This is a genomic window from Salipiger sp. PrR007, assembly GCF_010499845.1.
In the GTDB taxonomy this organism is placed as follows: domain Bacteria; phylum Pseudomonadota; class Alphaproteobacteria; order Rhodobacterales; family Rhodobacteraceae; genus Salipiger; species Salipiger pacificus_A.
Map to the genome: position 1 here is coordinate 175,523 of NZ_JAAGOZ010000072.1, position 19,873 is coordinate 195,395.

Sequence of the window (19,873 nt, forward strand, 5' to 3'; positions counted from 1 at the left end):
CACCCTTGGTGGCCGCGACCGCGTCTCACGACACGAATTGGTCATAATCGGCTTGTTGATCCAGCTTTAATCACGAGTCAACCCAGAGAGTAAAGGTATATCCAAATGAACATCAATTCCGAGAAATTGCGTCAGCGGATGTCCGCTTTTTAAACGACTTCGTTAAGGAAAGATTAACGGATCTCTACTGCAAAGGATCTGTGAAATGGCTCCGGAAATCCCGAGGCAGGCGCGCCGAAATGGTTTTGCCACCGAGCCGGAGCGGAACGGGGCAGGGGGCAACCAGCAACGGGCTGCCGGGTCGGAGTGTCGCGGCTTAGGGCGCGCCGACGCCTGCCTTCAGGGCGCTTCCACGACGATGTCCGCGTCCGAGAGGGCGCCGTGCAGCCGGGCGAAGGTTTCCGACGCGTCCATGGCCTCGCGTTTGCCTTGGCTGAGCAGGCGGTCGAGCGGCTCGGCGAGATCGATGGCGGAATCCACCTCGGGGTCGCTGCCGCGCCGATAGGCGCCGATGCGGATCAGCTCCTCCATGTCGGCATAGCGCGCGGCGGCGCGGCGGGCGGCCTTGTAGATGGCATACTCGTCCGGGTGGTGGCAGTCGGGCAGCATCCGCGAGATCGAGCGCAAGAGGTTCACCGCCGGGAAGCGTCCCTGTTCGGCGATCTTGCGGTCGAGCACGATGTGCCCGTCCATGATGCCGCGCACCGCGTCGGCGATCGGGTCTTCCATGTCGCCGCCGTCGACCAGCACCGTGTAGAGCGCGGTGATGTCGCCGCCGCTGCCAGAGCCGGGACCGGCGCGTTCCATCATGCGCGGCAGCTCGGCAAAGGTGGTAGGCGGGTAGCCCTTGGCGGTGGGCGGCTCGCCCCCGGCGAGGCCGATTTCGCGCTGCGCCATGGCAAAGCGGGTGACGCTGTCGAGCAGCAGCAGCACCTGCTTGCCCTGATCGCGGAAATGCTCGGCCACGGCGGTGGCGGTCCAGGCGGCCTGGCGGCGCATCAGCGGGGGCTCGTCGCCGGTGGAGACGACGACCACCGAGCGCGCCAAGCCTTGCTCGCCGAGATCTTCCTGCAGGAAGTCCTGCACCTCGCGGCCGCGCTCGCCGACGAGGCCGACGACGATCACATCGGCCTGGGCGCCGCGCGCCAGCATCGCCATCATGGTCGACTTGCCGACGCCGGAGCCGGCAAAGACCCCCATGCGCTGGCCCCGGCAGAGCGGGGTGAAGACGTCCATCACCTTGACCTTGGTGTTGAGCCGCTGGCCCACCCGGCGGCGCTCGAAAGCGGGCGGGGGCGCGGCGCGAATTCTGCGGGGGGTATCGCCCTCGGGCAGGCGCCCCTTGCCGTCGAGCGGCTGGCCGAGGGCGTTCACCACCCTTCCGATCCAGGCGTCATCGGGGCGGATCTCGTTGGCGCTGTGGCTGACCTGTACCGGATCGCCGGTGCGCACCCCGTCCCAGCTGCCGAAAGGCAAGAGCCGGGTGCCCCGCTCGTCGATGCCCACAACTTCCGCCAGCACCGGTCCCTCGCGGCCCTGGACGAGACAATGCGCGCCGATCCCAACCGCGCGCTCGAGGCCCGACACCGTCAGGACCAGGCCGAGCGCGGATTTCACCTCGCCGGTAATGCTTGACCTTTCAAGGGTCCGGGTAAGGCTTGAAAGCTCCGAAAACGCGGTGTGCATGGTCACTATCCATTGATGTGTCCGTTTTATTCATGCTATCCTTGTTTGAGCCGAAAGGAAACTCTTCATGAAACTTGATGGTATGTCCTTTTTCCAGTTGGCCTCCGAGCGCATGACGTGGCTCGGAGCGCGGCAGAGTGTGATTTCCGAGAACATCGCCAACGCGGATACGCCGAATTACAAGGCCCGCGAGGTGAACGATTTTGCGCAGGCGCTCGAGGGGCAACGCGCGATGAGCGGCCTTGAGGTGACCAACGCGCAGCACATCCAGAGCGGCCACAGCACGCCCGACGGCGTGCGAATCGAGCGCGACGAGACCGCTTGGGAAGCCAGCCTCGACGGCAACACCGTGTCGGTCGAGCAGCAGACCATCAAGGCCGCGGAGGTGGCGGGCAGCTACCGGCTGGCGGCCGAGCTGTATCGCAAGGGCCACAACCTGCTGACCGTCGCGGTCACCGGCATTCGTTGAGAGGGGACACCATGGATCCGCTGAAATCCGTATTGAACGTCGCCGCCAGCGGCATGCGTGCCCAGGGCGAGCGCCTGAAGGTCGTCTCCGAGAACGTCGCCAACGCCAGTTCCACCGGCAACACCGAGGGCGGCGATCCCTATCGCCGCAAGGTGATCTCCTTTGAGGAGCTGGTGGACCGGGAAACCGGGGCCTCCATGGTGGGGGTGTCGGACGTGACCCGCGACTCCGCCGATTTCGAACTGCGCTTCGACCCCGCGCATCCGGCCGCCGACCAGGACGGCTTCGTGAAGGTGTCGAACGTGAAGACGATCCTCGAGCTGGCCAACATGCGCGAGGCCTCGCGCAGCTACCAGGCCAACCTGAACATGTTCGAGACCGGGCGCACCATGCGCACGCAGCTTCTCGACCTGCTGAAATAGGACTTTGACGTATGGCGGGACCCTCCTCGCTCCTTTCGCTGAACTCGGCCAGCGGCGCCTACCGCGCGTCGCGCGATATGGTCGCCGAGAAGATGCCGGCGATCGCGCCGGACCAGGCCGAGCGGCCCAGCTTTGCCGAGATGATCTCGAAGGCCGGCGCCGACACCGTGCAGACCATCCGCGAGGCCGAGGCGGTCGCGCAGAACGGCATGCGCGGCGACATCGACACCCAGCAGGTCGTGCTGGCCACGCTGGAGCTCGAAACCACGGTGAACACCGCCGTTGCGGTGCGCGACAAGCTGGTCGAGGCCTACCAGGAAATCATGCGCATGCCGGTCTGATCCGGCGAATGGGGGCGCGGTGACCGAAGCCGATACGCATACGATCCTGTCGGATGCCTTTCTGACCGTGCTCTACGCGTCCGGTCCGATCATGGGCATCGCGCTGGTGGTCGGGCTCATCGTCGCCTTCTTCCAGGCGCTGACGCAGATCCAGGAAATGACGCTGACCTTCGTGCCGAAGATCGTGGCGATCTTCCTCGGGCTGCTGGCGTTCCTTCCGTTCATGTACGCCATGGTCAAGAAGCTGTCGGACACCGCGTTTGACCTGATCATCAGCGGGGGCTTCTGATGCGGGCGCTGGCGGGGATGCTGGTCGCGCTGCTGCTGCTGGTGACGGGGCAGGGCGCGCGGGCCGACTGGAGCGATTTCTATCGGCCGACCGCGCGGACGGGGCAGCCTGCTCCGGCGCTGCCCGCGCAGGCAGCGCCCTCGGGCCTCTGTATCCGCGAGATCTTGCGCGCGCAGCTGCGGCACCAGATCCCCGGCAACCTCTTGCTGGGCATCGGCCTGCAGGAATCGGGCATGATGCACGAGGGCGAGCTGACCATCTGGCCATGGACCGCCAATGCCGAGGGTGACGGGCGCTATTTCACCAGCCCCGAGACCGCCGCCAGCTGGGTGCGGGCGCGGCAGGCCGATGGGGTGGCCTCGGTCGACGTCGGCTGCATGCAGGTGAACCTGCGCTGGCATCCCGACGCCTTTGTCTCGCTCGAGCATGGGTTCGATCCGGCGCGCAACGTCGATTACGCCGCGCGGCTGCTGGTGTCTCTCTATGAGCAGACCGGCGATTGGGTCGAGGCGGCGGGGCGCTACCATTCGGCCACGCCGGAGCACCGGCAGGCCTATCTCGGGCGGCTGAAGCAGAACGTCGGCATTGCCAATGACCGCCTCGACATCTTCCGCGCGCTGGCGGCAGGGGAGGGGGGCGGCGCCCCGCCGCCGGTCGCCATGGCCGCCGCCGAGCCGCTGCCCGAGGGGCACTTCTGGACCTCCTGGCTGACCACGCGCAGCGGCGCCGCCGACGAGGGCGCACGCAGTCTTTACGGGCGCGAGGTGATGCAACCCGTGCTGCCTGCCTTCCGAAAGATGTTCTGATGGCCCTGACCGATCCCTTCACCGCCTCGCGCAAGCGCCCCAGCCTGAAGGCCCGGGGGCTGGCGAACCGCGACGTCGCCTTCGCCATCGGCGTGACGCTCATGCTCGGCGTGCTCTTCGTGCCGCTGCCGCCGGTGATCCTCGACCTCGGGCTGGCCGTGTCGCTCTCGGTTTCGGTGCTGATCCTGATGGTGGCGCTCTGGATCCCGAAGCCGCTGGAGTTCAACTCCTTCCCGTCGCTCTTGCTGATGGTCACCATGTTGCGGCTGTCGCTCAACGTTGCCTCGACGCGGCTGATCCTGTCCGAGGGGCACACCGGTCCCAGCGCCGCGGGTGGGGTGATCGAGGGCTTCTCGCGCTTCATCGTCGGCGGCAATTTCATCATCGGCATCGTGATCTTTGCCATCCTCGTGGTGATCAACTTCGTGGTGATCACCAAGGGCTCGACCCGAATCGCCGAGGTTTCGGCCCGCTTCTCGCTGGATTCCATGCCCGGCAAGCAGATGGCCATCGACGCCGATCTCGGCGCCGGGCTGATCGACGAGGAGCAGGCGCGCTCGCGCCGCAAGGAACTGGAGGACGAGAGCGGCTTCTTCGGGGCGATGGACGGCGCAAGCAAATTCGTGCGCGGCGACGCTGTGGCCGGGATCATCATCACACTGATCAATGTCATCGGCGGCATCCTCATCGGCGTCGCGCAGCATGGGCTGTCGCTGTCCGAGGCGGCAAACTTCTACACCGTGCTGACCATCGGCGACGGACTGGTGTCGCAGATCCCGGCGCTGGTGGTGTCGCTGGCGGCGGGTCTCATCGTCACCAAGGGCGGCACCGAGGGCGCGGCCAACGAGGCGGTTCTGGGCCAGCTGTCGAAATTCCCCAAGGCGCTGTTCATGGCGGCGGCGCTGCTCTTTGCCATCGGGCTGCTGCCGGGGTTTCCGGCGCTGGTCTTTGCGGGGCTCGCGGGGCTGATGATCTTTCTCGGCATCACCGTGCAGCGCGGCGCCGAGGAAGCCACCCGCAGTGCCGCGCGCGAAGAGGCGCAGCGGCAGAAGGCCGAAGCCGCTCCCGCCGAGGACAGCATCAAGGAGACGCTGAAGCTCGACACGCTCCGGCTCGACCTGGGTCAGGCGCTGGTGCCGCTGATCTCGAGCCCCGACGCGGCGCTGGCGGGCAAGATCAAAAGCCTGCGCGGGCTCTTTGCGCGCGAGTTCGGCTTCGTGCTCCCGACGGTCCGGATCAAGGACGAGCCGATGCTGCCCTCGCAGAGCTATGCGCTCATGGTGCAGGGGGTCGAGGTGGCGCGCGGCGACGTGCGTCCGACCGGCATGATGGTGGTTAACCCCGGCGACTGCGGGCTGAAGGGCGAGCGCGGCAAGGATCCGACCTTTGGGCTCGATGCGCTCTGGGTGGATCCCGAGACCGCCAAGATCGCCGAGGGCATGGGGCTGACCGTGGTCGACCCGGAGAGCGTGATCATCACCCATCTGACCGAGGTGGTGAAGGAACACTTGCCCGAGCTGATGACCTATGGCGCGACGCAGGAACTGATCGAGGGGCTCGACCGCGAGTACCAGAAGCTCGCCAAGGACATTCCCGGCAATGCGCCAATGGTGCTGATCCAGCAGGTGCTGCAGGGGCTGCTGGCCGAGCGGGTCTCGGTGCGAAACCTGCCGCTGATCGTCGAGGCCATCGCCGAGGCCAAGCGCAGCACGTCGAACGTCACGCAGATCACCGAGCAGGTGCGCCGGCGCCTGGCCAACCAGATCTGCAAGTCGATGATGGACGGCTCGGGCTTCATTCCGGTGATCACCATGGGGCCGGCCTGGGAGAAGGAGTTCCTCGAGGCGCTGCGGGTCAGCGGCGACGAGCGCAACTTCGTCATGTCGCCGCAGCGGGTGCAGGATTTCGTGCTGCAGACCCGGCGCGAAATCCAGCAGTTTGCCGAACGCGACGAATGGCCGGCGCTGCTGGTCAGCCCCGAGGTGCGCAGCTTCGTGCGCTCGATGCTGGAACGGGTGAGCCCGATGACCACCGTGCTGTCGCACAACGAGATCCACCGCAAGGCGGCGCTGCGCACCGTCGCCACCATCGGCAAGTAGATGAACGTCTCGGCGCTGATCACCACCGAGTTCCTTGGGGTGGCGCTGGTCTTTGCCCGGATCGGCGGCATCCTGATGTTCATGCCCGGTCTCGGCGAGGCGCTGTTTCCGGTGCGCCACCGACTGGCCATGGCGCTGGTCCTGTCGCTGGCGCTTTACCCGCTGGCCCCGCTGGGCCCGGTGGATTTCGATGACATCGCCGCCTTCATCGGCATTCTTGCCATCGAGCTGACGCTGGGGGTCTGGATCGGTGTCAGCGCGCGGATCCTCCTGTCGGGTCTGCAGTTCGCCGGCTACCAGATCGGCACGATCTCGGGGCTTGCCAATGCCTTCTCGCCCAGTCTCGGCTCCTTCGAGGGGGCCGATCTAATTTCCACCGCGCTGATGATGGCGGCGGTGGCGGTGATCTTTGCCACCGACCTGCACCACCTGATCATCGGCGCCATGGTGATGAGCTACGACGTCTTTCCGCCGGGGCGGATCCTGACCGGGGATCTGGCGCAGCAGATCGTCCGGGCGGTGAGCGCGAGCTTCTACATGGGGCTGTCGATCGCCGCGCCCTTCTTCGTCATGGGCCTGCTGCTCAACCTCGCAATGGGCCTGACCGCGCGGATGATGCCGACGCTGCCGGTGTTTTTCGTCGCCGGGCCGGTGCTGATCTTCTCGGGGCTTCTGGTCCTGGTCATGGCCGCGCCGATGATGCTGCGCGAGTTCGCCGAGCGCTTTGCCGAGTGGCTCGGCCTGCTGGTGTTCTGAGGCAGGGGACGTCCGGGCATGGCCGAGGGTGAGGACAAGGACAACAAGACCGAGGAGCCGACAGAGCGAAAGCTCCGAAAGGCCCGCGAGAAGGGAGATGTGCCGAGCTCCAAGGAGGTCGGCAATGTCACCGCGGTGCTGTCGCTCTTTGCCATCACCGACTTTGTCATGCCCGGCGTCTCGGCGACGTTTGCCGGGGTGCTGCGCGGGGTTTTCGAGACCGCCGGGCAGGTGAGTATCGGCGAGGACGTGCAGGGCATGCGCGATATCGGCGGGGTGAGCTGGGGCATGCTGCGCGGGGTCGGGCTCTTGCTGGCACCGCTGCTGGCGCTGATGGTGCTGGGGGCGGTCGCCGGCGCGCTGCTGCAGGGCGACATCGTGGTGGCTGGCGAGCGGATCCGGCCGAAACTGTCGAAGATCTCGCCCATGTCGGGGTTCAAGAAGATCTACTCGCTCGGCGCCATGGTGGAGTTCGGCAAGAGCATGTTGAAGGTGCTGGTGGTCGGCGGGATCGGGCTCTGGATCACCTATCAGGGGGTGCGCGAGCTTTGGCAGGTGCAGGGGATCCTCCCCGAGATGGTGACGGAGTTCGCCCGGCACGCGGCCTCGCGCATGCTGATGGTGGTGCTGTCGATCCTCTTGGTGATCGCCGTGGCGGACGTGCTGTGGAAGCGCTTTGAGTACCGGCGCAAGCAGCGCATGTCGATGCAGGAGATCAAGGACGAGCACAAGGACACCGAGGGCGATCCGCACATCCGCGCAAAGCGCATGCAGCTGCGCCGCGAGCGGGCGCGCCAGCGCATCGCGCAGGCGGTGCCGCGGGCGACGGTGGTGCTGACCAACCCGACGCATTTTGCCGTGGCACTGAAATACGAGAGCGGCGTCGACATGGCGCCGGTCTGCGTCGCCAAGGGGGCCGACCTGCTCGCGGCGCGGATCCGCGAGCTCGCGCGCGAGTCCGAGGTGCCGATCATCGAGAACAAGCCGCTGGCGCGGGCGCTGCACGGTGCGGCCGAGATCGACAAGCAGATCCCCATCGAACACTGGGAGGCCGTGGCCGCGATCATCGGCTACGTCATGGACATGCAGCGCAACATCAAGCGTCCGATGCCGGAAGGGTCGAGCTTGCGGGAGGAGGACTGAACGGCCCGGTCCCGCACGAGGGGCCACGGGGACGGTGCACCGGCGCGCGCCCGCGCATGGGGCCTGCGCGGCGTGGAAATGGACGGAAATCCACGCTAGGGCAGGGGGGCGCGGTGCGGCGATCCGATGCGGCACCGCGACTGTAGACCTTTGTATGCAGAACGGCTAAAGGGGGCGAAACCCCCAGGAAAGGCATCGCATCATGGCTGAGAACAACACTCCTGACATCGTTTACACCAAGGTCGACGAAGCGCCCGAGCTGGCCTCGGCCTCGCTGCTTCCGATCATCCGCAGCTTTGCCGCTGCCGCCGGTGTGTCGGTCGGCACCAAGGACATCTCGCTCGCGGGCCGCATCCTCGCGACCTTTCCCGAGGCGCTGACCGAGGCGCAGCGCCAGTCGGACGACCTGGCCTGGCTTGGCGAGTGGGTCAAGACGCCCGAAGCCAACGTCATCAAGCTGCCCAACATCTCGGCCTCGGTGCCGCAGCTGGTGGCCGCGGTCAAGGAACTGCAGGGCCAGGGCTACGCGCTGCCCGACTACCCCTATGAGGCCTCGAGCGACGAGGAAAAGGCGATTCAGGCCAAGTACGACGGGATCAAGGGCTCGGCCGTGAACCCGGTGCTGCGCGAGGGCAACTCTGACCGCCGCGCCGCCGCCGCCGTGAAGAAATTCGCGCAGTCGAACCCGCATCGCATGGGCGAGTGGACCAAGGACAGCAAGACCCGCGTCGCCGCGATGGACGGCGGCGACTTCTTCTCGAACGAGGTCTCGGCGACGCTCGACAAGGCCGCGACCGCGAAGATCGTGCTGGAGACTGCCTCGGGCGAGACCGTGCTGAAAGAGGGCGTCTCCTATCCGGCGGGCACCGTGGTCGATGCCACCTACATGAGCGCGGCGAAGCTCGACGCCTTCCTGGAAGACGAGATCGCCAAGACCAAGGACGAGGGCACGCTCTTCTCGCTGCACATGAAGGCCACGATGATGAAGGTCTCGGACCCGATCATCTTCGGCCACGCGGTGAAGGCCTGGCTGAAGCCGGTGTTCGACAAGTACGGCGACGAGCTGAAGGCGCTCGGCGTCAACCCGAACTCGGGCCTTGGCGACCTGCTGGAGCGGGTGAAGGACAACGCCGAGATCGTGGCCGCGATCGAGGAAGTGACCGCGTCGCGTCCGCCGATGTACATGGTGAACTCGGACAAGGGCATCACCAACCTGCACGTGCCGTCGGATGTGATCATCGACGCCTCGATGCCCGCGCTGATCCGCGCCGGCGGCAAGGGCTGGGGCCCGGACGGCAAGGAAGCCGACACCAACTGCGTGATCCCCGACAACTCCTATGCGCCGGTCTATGACGCAGCAATCGAGTTCTTCAAGGCGAACGGCAAGCTGAACCCGGCCACCGCCGGCACCGTGCAGAACCTCGGCCTGATGGCGCAGAAGGCGGAAGAATACGGCTCGCACCCGACCACCTTCGAGATGCCCGAGGCAGGCACCGTCAAGATGATCCTCGACGACGGCACCGTTCTGCACTCGCACGAGGTGCAGGCGGGCGACATCTGGCGCTCGGCCTCGGCCCGCAAGGCGCCGATCGAAGATTGGGTGAACCTCGCCATCGAGCGTCAGAAGGCCACCGGCTACCGCGCGATCTTCTGGCTCGATGCGAACCGCGCGCATGATGCCGAGCTGATCGCCTACGTGAAGCCGATCCTCGAGGCGAAGGGCGTGTCGGACAAGTTCGAGATCATGGCCCCGCGCGAAGCGACCATCGCCTCGCTCGAGACCATCACCAAGGGCGAGAACACCATCGCGATCACCGGCAACGTGCTGCGCGATTACCTGACCGACCTCTTCCCGATCCTCGAGCTGGCCACCTCGGCCAAGATGCTCTCGATCGTGAAGCTGATGAACGGCGGCGGCCTCTTCGAGACCGGTGCCGGCGGGTCGGCTCCGAAGCACGTGCAGCAGCTGGTGGAAGAGAACCACCTGCGCTGGGATTCGCTGGGCGAGTTCTGCGCCCTTGGCGAGAGCTTCAAGTTCCTTGCCGACCAGAAGGACAACGCCAAGGCGCGGGTGCTGGGCGATGCGGTGGAGATCGCGACGCAGGGCATTCTCGACCACGACCGTTCGCCCTCGCGCAAGGTGGGTGAGCCCGACAACCGCGACAGCCACTACTGGTTCGCGCGCTACTGGGCCGAAGCGCTGGCGGCGCAATCGGACGACGCCGAGCTGGCGGCGCATTTCGCGCCCATCGCCAAGGCGCTGGCCGATGGTGAGGCTGCGATTGTGGCAGAGCTGGCGGCGGTGCAGGGCAAGCCCGCGGATCTCGGGGGCTACTACCACGGTGACGCGGAGAAGACCGCTGCCGTGATGCGCCCCTCGGCAACGCTGAACGGCATCCTCGGCTGAAATCGACACCGCTGACGAGATGGGCACCCCCGGCTGAAAGGCCGGGGGTGTTTGCGTTCGGGGCAATGCTTCGCGGGTTCCGTGGGACTTATCCGCCGTTTGTCCACAAGCCGACAGTGTTGCGCCGGGGCGTTCTGCGACAACATACCGCAGAGTGTAGGTGCTCAAAGATTACCTACTGCATGTGGTGGCTCCCCGCGAGAGGTTCAATAAATTCAGAACATTAACAGTATGTTAGATATTTGGAGCGCTAAAAAATCCGCGCGTCTGCAAGTGATTCTGCCTTGCCTTCCCGGGCGCGTGGTGCCCCCGACCGAGTCGTTCGCGCAGAGGTTGAAACTGAACTGTGAACAGATTGTGGAAAAAATTCGTCCTTGCAGGGGCTTGCATGAAACATGCGCCGCGGGCCCAAAAATCTGCTCGCGACCGGCGAAATCGCGCTACTGTAATTCTGCCTGGTGGTGCTGCTATGACTGAGCAAATCGGAGTTTTCTCTCCTGATGGCAGCTTCATGCCCATATTGGCAGGGCGGCGAGTTTCGTTCAGGTGAAGGGGGGAGGCCATTTGGCCTAAGTATCCTTAGTCTTTTGATAATTATGAGCGGCACCCGGGGTCATCTCCGGGTGCCTATTTTTTTTCCGGCGCCGCGGGTCGCCGAAGCGGTTGATCACCGCGGTGCATGGATATACATTTTCGGAACGTATATCTTAATGTCAGGAGGCTGTGATGCAGATCTCGAAATGGGGGAACTCCCTGGCGGTCCGCCTGCCTGCCGAACTCGTGCGCGAACTGGGGCTGAAAGAGGGCGACCGGATCGAGCTGCATCCCGACGACCGGGGGCTCGCGGTGAGCCGCGCCGCGCGGCCCGAGGAGATCCTCGCCGGTCTGCGCCGTTTCCGGGGGCGGCTGCCCGACGGACCGCTGCCCCGCGACGAGGCCAACGCGCGCTGATCCCGGGGCCGATCCATGGCGGGGGCCTTTCTCGACACCAACGTGATCCTCTACCTTCTGGGCGAGGCGCCGAAGGCGGATCGCGCCGAGGCGCTGCTGCAGCAGGGCGGGGTGATCAGCGTGCAGGTGCTGAACGAGGCGCTGGTAAACTGCCTGCGCAAGGCGAAGCTGAGCGCCGAGGAGGCGGGGGCGTTTCTTGCCGGCGTCCGGGCGCTCTGCGAGGTGGTGCCGCTGACCGAGCTGACCCATGACATCGGCCGGGCGCTCGGGATGCGCTACGGGTTTTCGGTCTACGACTCGATGATCGTCGGCGCGGCGCTCGAAGCAGGCTGCGACACGCTCTGGTCCGAGGACATGCATCACGGGCTGCTGGTCGAGGGGCGCCTGCGCATCCTCAACCCGTTCAAGGGCTGAGCGGCGCGCGCACCGAGCCGCGCTCGACCAGCCGCACCGGCACCTCGTAGAGCATGGGCGCGGCCTCGGCGGGCAGGGCAATGGCCTCCATCGTGGCGCGGGTGAGATCCTCGAGCGACTGGCTGACCGTGGTCAGCGCATGCGAGGACCAGCCCGAGATTGGCGCGTCGTCGAAGCCGATCACCGACAGATCCTCGGGCACCCGCAGGCCGAGCTCGAAGCGGGCGGTGTTGAGCACCCCGAGCGCGATCTCGTCGGTGACGCCGAAGATGCCGTCGATGCCGGTCCCTTGCAGCAGCACGCGGGCCGCCTCGGCCCCGGTTTCGTAGCTGTTCGGCCCGTCGACCCAGCGGGTCACCGGGATGCCGCGCAGGGCCATTTCCGAGCAGAAGGCCTCGGCCCGGTCGATCTTGGCCGAGGTGCGCGAGCCCGAGATCACCACCGCCACGTTGCGGCAACCGGCCCGGGTCAGCCGCTCGGCCGCCAGCCGGCCGCCGCGGGCGCTGTCCGCGAGGATGAGATCGGCCCGCGCGCCTTTTGGCGGGCGCGGCCGGTTGATCAGCACCATGCGCGCGCCGTTCTGCGCACATAGCCGGATCAGCGCGTCGGGCGCGGCCCCCGAGAGCAGCACGACGGTGCGCACCCGGTAGTCGAGCAGGCGTTTGAGGTCCTCGGCCACGCCGCCGGTGCCGTTCATCAGCAGGCATTGCAGGCGGTGGGCGTGCAGCGCCTTCGACAGGGCGTCGAGCTGGGCAGAGATATAGGGGTTGGAGAAGTTGCCGCCGACCACGCCGACGAGGTCCGAGCGCTCCTGGTGCAAGGTGCGGGCGAGGCGGTTGACCCGGTAGCCGAGCTCTTCGGCGGCCTCGAGGATGCGGGCGCGGGCCTGCTCTGACACATGCGCGCCGGGCGTGAAGGCGCGCGACACTGCCGAGCGCGAGACCCCGGCCAGCCGTGCCACGTCGGCGGCCGAGACGAAGCGGCTCCGGGGAGGTCCGAGCGGCGGGCGGGGCGGTGTCATCGGGCGCAGAGGCCCCGGTTCAGCACCTCTTGCGCAAGCGCGAGCATCGGCGGCAGCGGGTAGCTTTGCTCGAGCCCGCGCAGCGCGTGAAGGTGCGCGAGGGCGGCGTCGAAGCTCGGATAGGTGCCGGGCCGCCGCAGGTGCAGCCAGAGCGCCAGCACGGTGACCGAACGCGAGCGCCCGCCGCGGCAATGCACCAGCAGCCCGCCCCTTTTGTGGGCGGGGTAGTGCGGTTTGCCCGCGGTATAGACCGCGGCGAGCCCGTCGATCAGCGTGACCGCCGCGGCCAGCGTCTCGGCGGCATTGCCCGGCCCGTCGAGCAGGCCGATCTGGTAGCGCCGCAGATGGGTGCCGTCGGGGCGAAGGAGAGGGCCGGGGAAGATGTTCATCGCGAGGTTGAGGCTGGCGCCGATGCCTGCCTGCTGCAGGGCGTCGCCATCCTCTGCGGCCGGTAGGTTGCCAAGCCACAGCCCGTCGAGGCCGGGGCCGATTTCGCCTGCGGCCCGCCAGATCAGCGGCTTCTGGTCCTCGGCGGCCTCGGCTGCGGGAACGGTGTCGGGCAGGTGGTGACGGATCATGGGTCAGACCTCGAGACTGGGGCACTGCCGCAGGCGCGGGCCAAGCGCAGCGGTCAGGCGGGGGGCGGCGCGCAGATCGACGAAGGCCGGCAGCACCCGTTCGGCCCGGGTGGTCTCGGCCATGGCGAGGATGTCCGAGAGTCGCGGGTGCACGTTCCAGCCCATCCAGCGGGCGTGACCCTCGGCGAGCATCGCATGCGCGGGGCTGCTGCGCGGCACATGGCCTGAAAAGATGAAGCGGAAGCCGGGGCGCTCCCGGAGCGCGGCGCAGAGTCCATGCTCGGCGTTCGGCCCGTCGGCGACAATGATCTGCGCTGGGGTTGCGGTCTCGGGCGTGGCGACGGGCGGAGGGGTGCCGGTGAGTCTTTCGGTCTCATCGGCGATCTGAGGGCAAGCGTGGACAGTCAGCCCGGCGGCCCCGAGCGCCGCCACCATGTCCGGGCCGCGCCCGCCGAGCGGGCAGGGCAGCACCGCGCCGCCGCGCGCTGCTTTGGTCAGGGCGGCGATCTGATCGGCGAGCGAGTCCTCGCGGTCGCCGTAGGAGGCGTCGGCCAGCACCGTGGCGCTGCGCGGGAAGGGATCGCAGCGCAGCAGCGGGGCCTCGGTGCTGAAATCGCCTGTGTAGAGAAAGCCGCCGCGCAGGGTCGGAAAGCGCATCCAGATGCCGCCGGGCGCATGGCCGGAGCGGCCGGTGTCGAGGCGGACGCCCAGAACCTCGGCACAGCCACGGTCGGGCAGCTTTGCGAGGCGTGGCGGGCGCAGGTTGCAGGGGAGCTGGCGTTGGGTCTCTTGGGTGGCGTAGACCGGCGGGTTGCCGATCTCGGCCAGCCGGTCGAGCGCGCCGACGTGATCGACGTGGGCGTGGCTCAGCAGCACCGCGTCGACACGCCCGGCCTGCGAGAGATCGGGCCGCTCGCCGGCCTCGAGCCCGCCGCCCATGTCGAGCAGCAGCCTGCGGCCCTCGATCTCGAGCAGGAAGAGCGCGGCGCTTTTGCGGCCGAGGCCGCTGAGGGCGGTCAGTCGCGCCATGGCAGCACCCCCTCGGGCAGGCGGCGGCCGACGAGCAGCGACAGCCCCATGAGCGCCAGCACCATGAGCACCATCAGGCATCCGACCGCGGCGGCGAGGGTCGAGGAGCCCGCCTCTTCGAGGAAGATGATCATCGGGCCGATGGTGGTGGCCCGCGAGCTGACCAGCAGCACCGAAACCTGGATCTCGTTCACCGCCGTCATGAAGACGAGGATCGCCGCCGCCATGGCCGAGGGGGCGAGGGCGGGGAGCACGATGTCACGCAGCCGCGCGAAGACCCCGGCGCCGGCGAGCTGCGCGGCCTCGTCCAGCGCCCGGTCGATCTGGGCGTAGCCGCCGAGGATGGGGCGCAGCGCAAGGGCGAGGAAGTTCGACAGGTAGGCGGCGAGGATCACCCAGACCGTGCCGTAGAGCCCGGTGCCGACAAAGGGCAGGGGGCGCAGGAAGAAGAGGATCATCGCCACGCCGATGATGATGCCGGGCAGCGCATAGGCCAGCTCTGACGCGAGGCGCAGCAGCCGCGCCACCCAGCCGCGGCGCCAGCTCAGCACGTAGCCGAGGGCGACCGCCGCCGGGATCAATACCGCCACGGTCAGCAGCGTCAGCCAGAGCGAGGTGAGAAAGGCGCTTCGGATGCCCTCGTGGTGGAAGAGGGCGTTGGCGAAGTTCTCGAAGGTGAGCGTGTCCGGCGTCAAGGGCTGGCCGTAGCCGCGCACCAGCGCGGTGCCGAGAAGGGCGGAGAGCGGCAGGACGAGGCAGAGCGCGAGGTAGAGCCAGGCCACGCCGCTGACCGGCAGGCGCCAGGCTCCGAGCTTCATGCGGGGCGGGCGCTGCGCGGCATCGACGCGCTGGTCACCGCGGCGTCCGAGCCAGGCGGTGAGGGTCATGCCGAGCACGGTCAGCAGGGCCGGCAGCAGCGCCAGAAGTGCCATGTCGTTCAGCGCCGAGGGGCCATAGGCGTTGAGCCGCTGGTAAATGAGGGTAATCAGCGTCGGCACGCGGGCGGGGATGCCGAGCATCGCCTGGATGCCGAAGTTGCCGATCGACGAGACGAAGGCCAGCGCGGCCCCGGCGAAAACGCCGCTGCGGATCAGCGGCAGGATGATGTCGCGCGTGACCTGTCCCGCGCTGGCGCCGTTCGCGTGGGCGGCCTCGACCAGCGAGGCCGGGAGGCGCTGCAGCGAGGCGCGGACCGACAGGAACACGAGGGGCGCATTGTAGAGCCCGAGCAGGAAGATGATGCCGCCCATGGAATAGAGCGGGTGGCGGGTGCCGGGAGGCAGCGCGAGGCCGAGCGGGCCGAGGATCGGGCTTGCCGGAGAGAAGGCCTGAACCCAGGCCAGCGCGGTCACCTGCGGCGGGATCATCAGCGGCAGCACGAAGCCGAAGACCCAGAGCGTGCGGCGGCGCATATCGGTGAGCGAGGTCAGCAGCGCGGCCATCGTGCCGACCGCCGTGGCCAGCAGCGTTGCGGCGCAGGCGATCCAGAGGGTGTTGAGCGTTGCCTCCAGCACCCGGCGACCGCCGAGGATCGCGGCGATGCGCTCGGCGTCGAAGGTGCCTTGGGGGAAGAGTGCGGCATAGAGGAGCCGGGCGAGCGGCGCGATGGAGAGCAGCCCGACAAAAAGGATCAGCACCAGCGTCAGCGCGCGTTCGCCGCCGAGGCGCCCGAGCAGTCGGCGCGCCCGAGAGGGGCGCGCCGCTTGGTCTTGGACGAGGCTCACGCGATCAGAGCCCGAAGAGCTCGGCGAACTGCGCGCGCACGGCTTCGTTGGTCTCGAGCGCGGCATCGACGTTGTAGCCGAGCAGGGTCATGTCCTCGAGCTTGGGAAAGCCCTCGGGGCCCTCGACGCCGGGCAGGATCGGCAGCGAGCCCTGCTTGGCAACCAGCTCCTGGCCTTCCTTGCTGAGCAGGAAGTCGATGAAGAGCTTGGCCTCTTCCGGGTGCTCGGTGTCGGCCATGATCGCGGCGGGCTCGGTGATGAAGCTCACGCCATCCTCGGGCACGATGAAATCGACCGGCGAGCCGTCGGCCTTGGCGCGCAGGGCATTGGCATCGACGATGATCGCGTATTTCGCCATGCCCGAGGCGACGGCCTTGGTCGCCGGGCCGTTGCCGCCCTCGGGGACGATGTCGAGCTCGTTGAGCCCCTCGTAGAACGCCCAGCCGATGCCCTCGGCGTTCAGCAACGCATGCAGGTGGTTCAGCGCCGCGCCGGAGTAGAGCGGCGACGGCACGCCGATCATGCCGCGGTTGTCTTCGGTGACGAGGTCCATCCAATGGCTGACCGGCTCGGCGATCTCGGTGTTGTAGGCGATGCCGGTGGTCATCGCCTTGGTGCCGAAATAGGTCATGTCGGCGTCATAGGTGGCTGGGTCGTAGTCCGCCACGGGTGCGTCTTCGTAGGCCATCAGGTGACCGCCCGCCTTGAGCTCGCCGAGGTTGATCACATCGGCGACCAGCAGGATATCGGGCTGCACGTTGTCCGCCTCGATCTCGGCGCGCACCACGTTCATCAGCGCCGAGGTGCCGTTGCGGGTCCATTCGATCTTGATGTCGGGGTGGGCGGCCTCGAAAGCGTCCACGGTCTGCTGCGCCTGCTCGGGGGGCTGGCTGGTGTAGAGCGTCAGCGTGGTTTCGGCAAAGGCGGCGCTGGAGAGCAGCGACGCGGCGAGGGAGAGGGAGAGAAGACGCATGTTCGGTGTCCTTGCGGTCGCGTGTTCAGGAGGGGTGAGACGCGGCGGCGTCGGGAATGACCCAGCCGTCGCGCAGGGCGAGCGAGACCCTCTGGCCGCGGCTCAGCGCGGCGGGGGCGGCGATGTTCACGGAGAGCGGGATGTCCCCCGCGGGCCCGGCCATGACCTCGGCGCGCAGGAAGGCGCCGCGGTAGGTGGCGCGGGTGACGTTGCCCGCGATGGCCTCCGCCGCATCGGTGAGCTGGAGGTCGCCGGGGTGGAAGGAGATCTTGGCGCGGCGGCGGGCGGTCTGGCCGGGGGCGCAGCGCAGTTCGATGCGCTGGCCGAGCAGCGAGGCGGCGGCGCGGCCCTGCCCGAGCGGGCGGATGTCCTCGGCCTCGAGCACCCGTCCCTCGCCGATGAAGCCCGCGACGGTCTCGGTCTGCGGCTGGCTGAACAGCGCTTCGGGGCGGTCGAACTGCAGGATGCGGCCCTTGTCCATGACCGCCACGCGATCGGCGAGGGCCAGCGCCTCGGACTGGTCGTGGGTGATGTAGAACATGGTGGCGCCGGAGCGGGCGTGGAAGGCGGCGAATTCCTCTTCCAGCGCGCCGCGCAGGTGCACGTCGAGATTGGCCAGCGGCTCGTCGAGCAGCACGACGCGGCTCTCCATGGCGAGGCAGCGCGCGAGGGCGACGCGCTGGCGCTGGCCGCCCGAGAGATCTGCGGGGCGGCGGTGCGCGAGCGGGCCCAACTCGACCAGATCGAGCACCCGGGCGACGCGGGACTTCCTCTCGGTTCTAGGAACGCCGGCGATCTTCAGCCCGTAGGCCACATTCTGCGCCACCGACATATGCGGCCAAAGGGCGTAATTCTGGAACACCACGCCGATGCCGCGATGCTCGGGGGCGAGGTGACGGCCGGGGGCCGAGACGATGTCTCCGCCGATCTCGATACGGCCGGCGTTGAGCCGCTCGAAGCCGGCGAGGCAGCGCAGCAGGGTGGTCTTGCCGCAACCCGAGGGGCCGAGGACGGCGACGAACTCCCCGGCCTCGATGCTCAGAGAGACCTGCCGCAACACCTGCGTCTGGCCGTAGCTCTTGTCGATCCCCGAGATGCGAATGTCGCTCATGGTCTGCCCTGTTTGCCGGGCTGCACAGCTGTGCAGCGTCGCGGCGATCTGTGGCGGCGGGCTGCGACAGGCGGGCGACAGGGGCGTGACAGATTGGTGAAATCAGCCGCGAAAACGAAAACGGCGCCCGCGAGGGGCGCCGGTCGTGTCAGTTCGGGATCCGGGGATCAGCTGCCGCGATAGGTCGAATAGCCGAAGGGCGAGAGCAGCAGCGGTACGTGGTAATGCGCGGGTTCGGACATGCCGAAGCGGATCGGCACCACGTCGAGGAAACGCGGCTCCTCCGGCGGCGTGCCGCAGGCGTCGAGATAGGCCCCGGCGTGGAACACAAGCTCATAGGTGCCGGGCGCAAACTCGGCGGCGGGCAGGATCTCCTCATTGGTGCGCCCGTCCTCATTGGTGACCAGCGTCTTGAGAAGGCTGCGGGTTCCGTCCTCGATCCGGAAGAGCTCGATCTTCAGACCCTCGGCGGGGCAGCCGCGGGCGGTGTCGAGCACGTGGGTCGTCAGGTATCCGGTCATCGGCGGGTCTCCATAAGGTATCTCGGTGGTGTCGCGGGTCATAGTGGCAGAAGCGGGGGCCGGGTAAAGGTCCCAGCAAAGGCCCCTGCGCCCGAGGCAGTTTCAAACGCGGTTTGAAGATCAGCGCGTCGCCATGCGCCGCGTCATGTCGAGCATCCGCGCCGAGAAGCCCCATTCATTGTCGTACCAGCCGAAGAGCCTGAGCTGGCCTCCCTCGACCACGCGGGTCTCGCGGGTCGACAGCACCAGCGACTCGGGCCGGGCGCGCAGGTCGGTCGAGACACAGGGATCCCCGGTGAGGCCGACGAGCGGAGAACCCGCGAAGAGGTCGACAAGCGCGGCATTGGCATCCTCGGGCATGGTGTCGAGCTGCAGCACCGCGTCCACCGCCGAGACCGAGATGCAGGGCACGCGCACCGCCGTCACGCTGAGACGCTGGTCGAGCCCGGGCAGCACCTTGATCACCTGCTTCGCGGCGCTGGTGCTGGTCGGCACCATCGAAACGGCGGCGGCGCGGCTGCGCTCGTAGCTGGCGCCGGGGGCATCCACCGTCGGCTGGCTGCCGGTGTAGCAGTGGATCGTGGTGACATGGGCGCGGGCAATGCCGAAGCGGGTGTCGAGCGCCTTGAGCATCGGCGCGATGGCGTTGGTGGTGCAGGAGGCGTTCGACACGATGCGGGCGTCGCCGATCTCGGCCTCGTTGGCGCCCAGGACGCAGGTCACGTCGGCGGCCTCGGAGGGGCCAGAGAGCAGCACCGACCTCGCCCCGGCCAGCAGCCCGGCCTCGGCATGCGGGCGGTTCGAGGCGGCGCCGGTGCATTCGAGCACCACGTCGACATGGCTCAGGTCGAGCTCGCGCAGGTCGCGCGTGGTGTGGAAGGGGATGCGGCGTCCGTCTACGACCAGCGTGCCGGGCTCTTCGGTCACCGTGCCGGGGTAGGGGCCGAAGACGCTGTCGTAGCGGAAAAGATAGGCGCACATTTCGGGCGAGGCGATGTCGTTGATCGCCACCAGCTCGAGATCGGCATGGGCCGGATCGGTGAGGAGCTGGCGCAGCAGGGTGCGGCCGATGCGGCCGAAGCCGTTGATCATGATGCGGGTCATGGGGTGCCTCCGCGGAACTTGTACCGGGC

20 protein-coding genes are annotated in these 19,873 nt (G+C 67.8%); 11 read left to right on the forward strand and 9 right to left on the reverse strand.

The window, feature by feature from the left end:
- Positions 1-339: 339 nt before the first annotated feature.
- Positions 340-1,686 carry a flagellar protein export ATPase FliI gene (gene fliI, locus G0Q01_RS23105; RefSeq protein WP_164213901.1) on the reverse strand — a complete coding sequence of 449 codons (1,347 nt, stop codon included), beginning with the start codon at positions 1,684-1,686 and terminating at the stop codon, positions 340-342.
- A 67-nt stretch (positions 1,687-1,753) separates the two neighbouring features.
- Here fliI and flgB point away from each other — a divergent pair, with 67 nt between their 5' ends.
- The 11 genes from flgB (at position 1,754) to G0Q01_RS23160 (ending at position 11,783) form a co-directional block, all read left to right on the forward strand.
- Complete coding sequence (gene flgB / locus G0Q01_RS23110) at positions 1,754-2,155, forward strand: flagellar basal body rod protein FlgB (RefSeq protein WP_108970295.1); 402 nt, start codon at positions 1,754-1,756, stop codon at positions 2,153-2,155.
- Between the two features lie 11 nt (positions 2,156-2,166).
- Positions 2,167-2,577, forward strand: a complete 411-nt coding sequence (gene flgC / locus G0Q01_RS23115; protein WP_108970296.1) for a flagellar basal body rod protein FlgC — start codon at positions 2,167-2,169, stop codon at positions 2,575-2,577.
- A gap of 11 nt (positions 2,578-2,588) precedes the next feature.
- Positions 2,589-2,918, forward strand: a complete 330-nt coding sequence (locus G0Q01_RS23120; RefSeq protein ID WP_108970297.1) for a flagellar hook-basal body complex protein FliE — start codon at positions 2,589-2,591, stop codon at positions 2,916-2,918.
- A gap of 19 nt (positions 2,919-2,937) precedes the next feature.
- Positions 2,938-3,207 carry a flagellar biosynthetic protein FliQ gene (locus tag G0Q01_RS23125; protein ID WP_108970298.1) on the forward strand — a complete coding sequence of 90 codons (270 nt, stop codon included), beginning with the start codon at positions 2,938-2,940 and terminating at the stop codon, positions 3,205-3,207.
- Positions 3,207-4,013, forward strand: a complete 807-nt coding sequence (locus G0Q01_RS23130) for a lytic transglycosylase domain-containing protein (protein WP_164197853.1) — start codon at positions 3,207-3,209, stop codon at positions 4,011-4,013. The genes G0Q01_RS23125 and G0Q01_RS23130 overlap by 1 nt, the downstream gene beginning before the upstream one ends.
- Positions 4,013-6,112: a flagellar biosynthesis protein FlhA gene (flhA, locus tag G0Q01_RS23135; protein ID WP_164197852.1), complete on the forward strand. Its 2,100-nt coding sequence runs from the start codon at positions 4,013-4,015 to the stop codon at positions 6,110-6,112. The genes G0Q01_RS23130 and flhA overlap by 1 nt, the downstream gene beginning before the upstream one ends.
- Entirely contained in the window at positions 6,113-6,868 is a 756-nt protein-coding gene (locus G0Q01_RS23140) for a flagellar biosynthetic protein FliR (protein WP_108970301.1), read from the forward strand.
- Between the two features lie 18 nt (positions 6,869-6,886).
- Positions 6,887-8,011, forward strand: coding sequence for a flagellar biosynthesis protein FlhB (gene flhB, locus G0Q01_RS23145; protein ID WP_164197850.1), 1,125 nt, complete (start codon positions 6,887-6,889; stop codon positions 8,009-8,011).
- A gap of 202 nt (positions 8,012-8,213) precedes the next feature.
- On the forward strand, positions 8,214-10,418 hold the full coding sequence (locus tag G0Q01_RS23150) for an NADP-dependent isocitrate dehydrogenase (RefSeq protein ID WP_164197849.1): 2,205 nt from the start codon (positions 8,214-8,216) through the stop codon (positions 10,416-10,418).
- Positions 10,419-11,144: 726 nt separating this feature from the next.
- Complete coding sequence (locus G0Q01_RS23155; protein WP_108970304.1) at positions 11,145-11,369, forward strand: AbrB/MazE/SpoVT family DNA-binding domain-containing protein; 225 nt, start codon at positions 11,145-11,147, stop codon at positions 11,367-11,369.
- 15 nt (positions 11,370-11,384) lie between these two features.
- Positions 11,385-11,783: a PIN domain-containing protein gene (locus G0Q01_RS23160; protein WP_164197848.1), complete on the forward strand. Its 399-nt coding sequence runs from the start codon at positions 11,385-11,387 to the stop codon at positions 11,781-11,783.
- On the opposite strand, the gene G0Q01_RS23165 is transcribed toward G0Q01_RS23160, so the two are convergent.
- The 8 genes from G0Q01_RS23165 to G0Q01_RS23200 form a co-directional block, all read right to left on the reverse strand.
- A complete protein-coding gene (locus tag G0Q01_RS23165; protein ID WP_164197847.1) occupies positions 11,773-12,804 on the reverse strand; it encodes a LacI family DNA-binding transcriptional regulator in 1,032 nt (343 codons plus the stop codon). The genes G0Q01_RS23160 and G0Q01_RS23165 overlap by 11 nt on opposite strands.
- Positions 12,801-13,382, reverse strand: coding sequence for a dual specificity protein phosphatase (locus tag G0Q01_RS23170; protein WP_164197846.1), 582 nt, complete (start codon positions 13,380-13,382; stop codon positions 12,801-12,803). The genes G0Q01_RS23165 and G0Q01_RS23170 overlap by 4 nt, the downstream gene beginning before the upstream one ends.
- A 3-nt stretch (positions 13,383-13,385) precedes the next feature.
- A complete protein-coding gene (locus G0Q01_RS23175; RefSeq protein ID WP_164197845.1) occupies positions 13,386-14,411 on the reverse strand; it encodes an MBL fold metallo-hydrolase in 1,026 nt (341 codons plus the stop codon).
- Entirely contained in the window at positions 14,399-16,135 is a 1,737-nt protein-coding gene (locus G0Q01_RS23180) for an ABC transporter permease (RefSeq protein WP_370457338.1), read from the reverse strand. The genes G0Q01_RS23175 and G0Q01_RS23180 overlap by 13 nt, the downstream gene beginning before the upstream one ends.
- A 4-nt stretch (positions 16,136-16,139) precedes the next feature.
- On the reverse strand, positions 16,140-17,108 hold the full coding sequence (locus G0Q01_RS23185; protein ID WP_164213902.1) for an ABC transporter substrate-binding protein: 969 nt from the start codon (positions 17,106-17,108) through the stop codon (positions 16,140-16,142).
- A gap of 25 nt (positions 17,109-17,133) precedes the next feature.
- On the reverse strand, positions 17,134-18,219 hold the full coding sequence (locus tag G0Q01_RS23190) for an ABC transporter ATP-binding protein (RefSeq protein WP_164197842.1): 1,086 nt from the start codon (positions 18,217-18,219) through the stop codon (positions 17,134-17,136).
- Positions 18,220-18,386: 167 nt separating this feature from the next.
- On the reverse strand, positions 18,387-18,740 hold the full coding sequence (gene uraH / locus G0Q01_RS23195) for a hydroxyisourate hydrolase (RefSeq protein ID WP_164197841.1): 354 nt from the start codon (positions 18,738-18,740) through the stop codon (positions 18,387-18,389).
- A gap of 120 nt (positions 18,741-18,860) precedes the next feature.
- Positions 18,861-19,844 carry a type I glyceraldehyde-3-phosphate dehydrogenase gene (locus tag G0Q01_RS23200; protein WP_164213903.1) on the reverse strand — a complete coding sequence of 328 codons (984 nt, stop codon included), beginning with the start codon at positions 19,842-19,844 and terminating at the stop codon, positions 18,861-18,863.
- Positions 19,845-19,873: the final 29 nt, after the last annotated feature.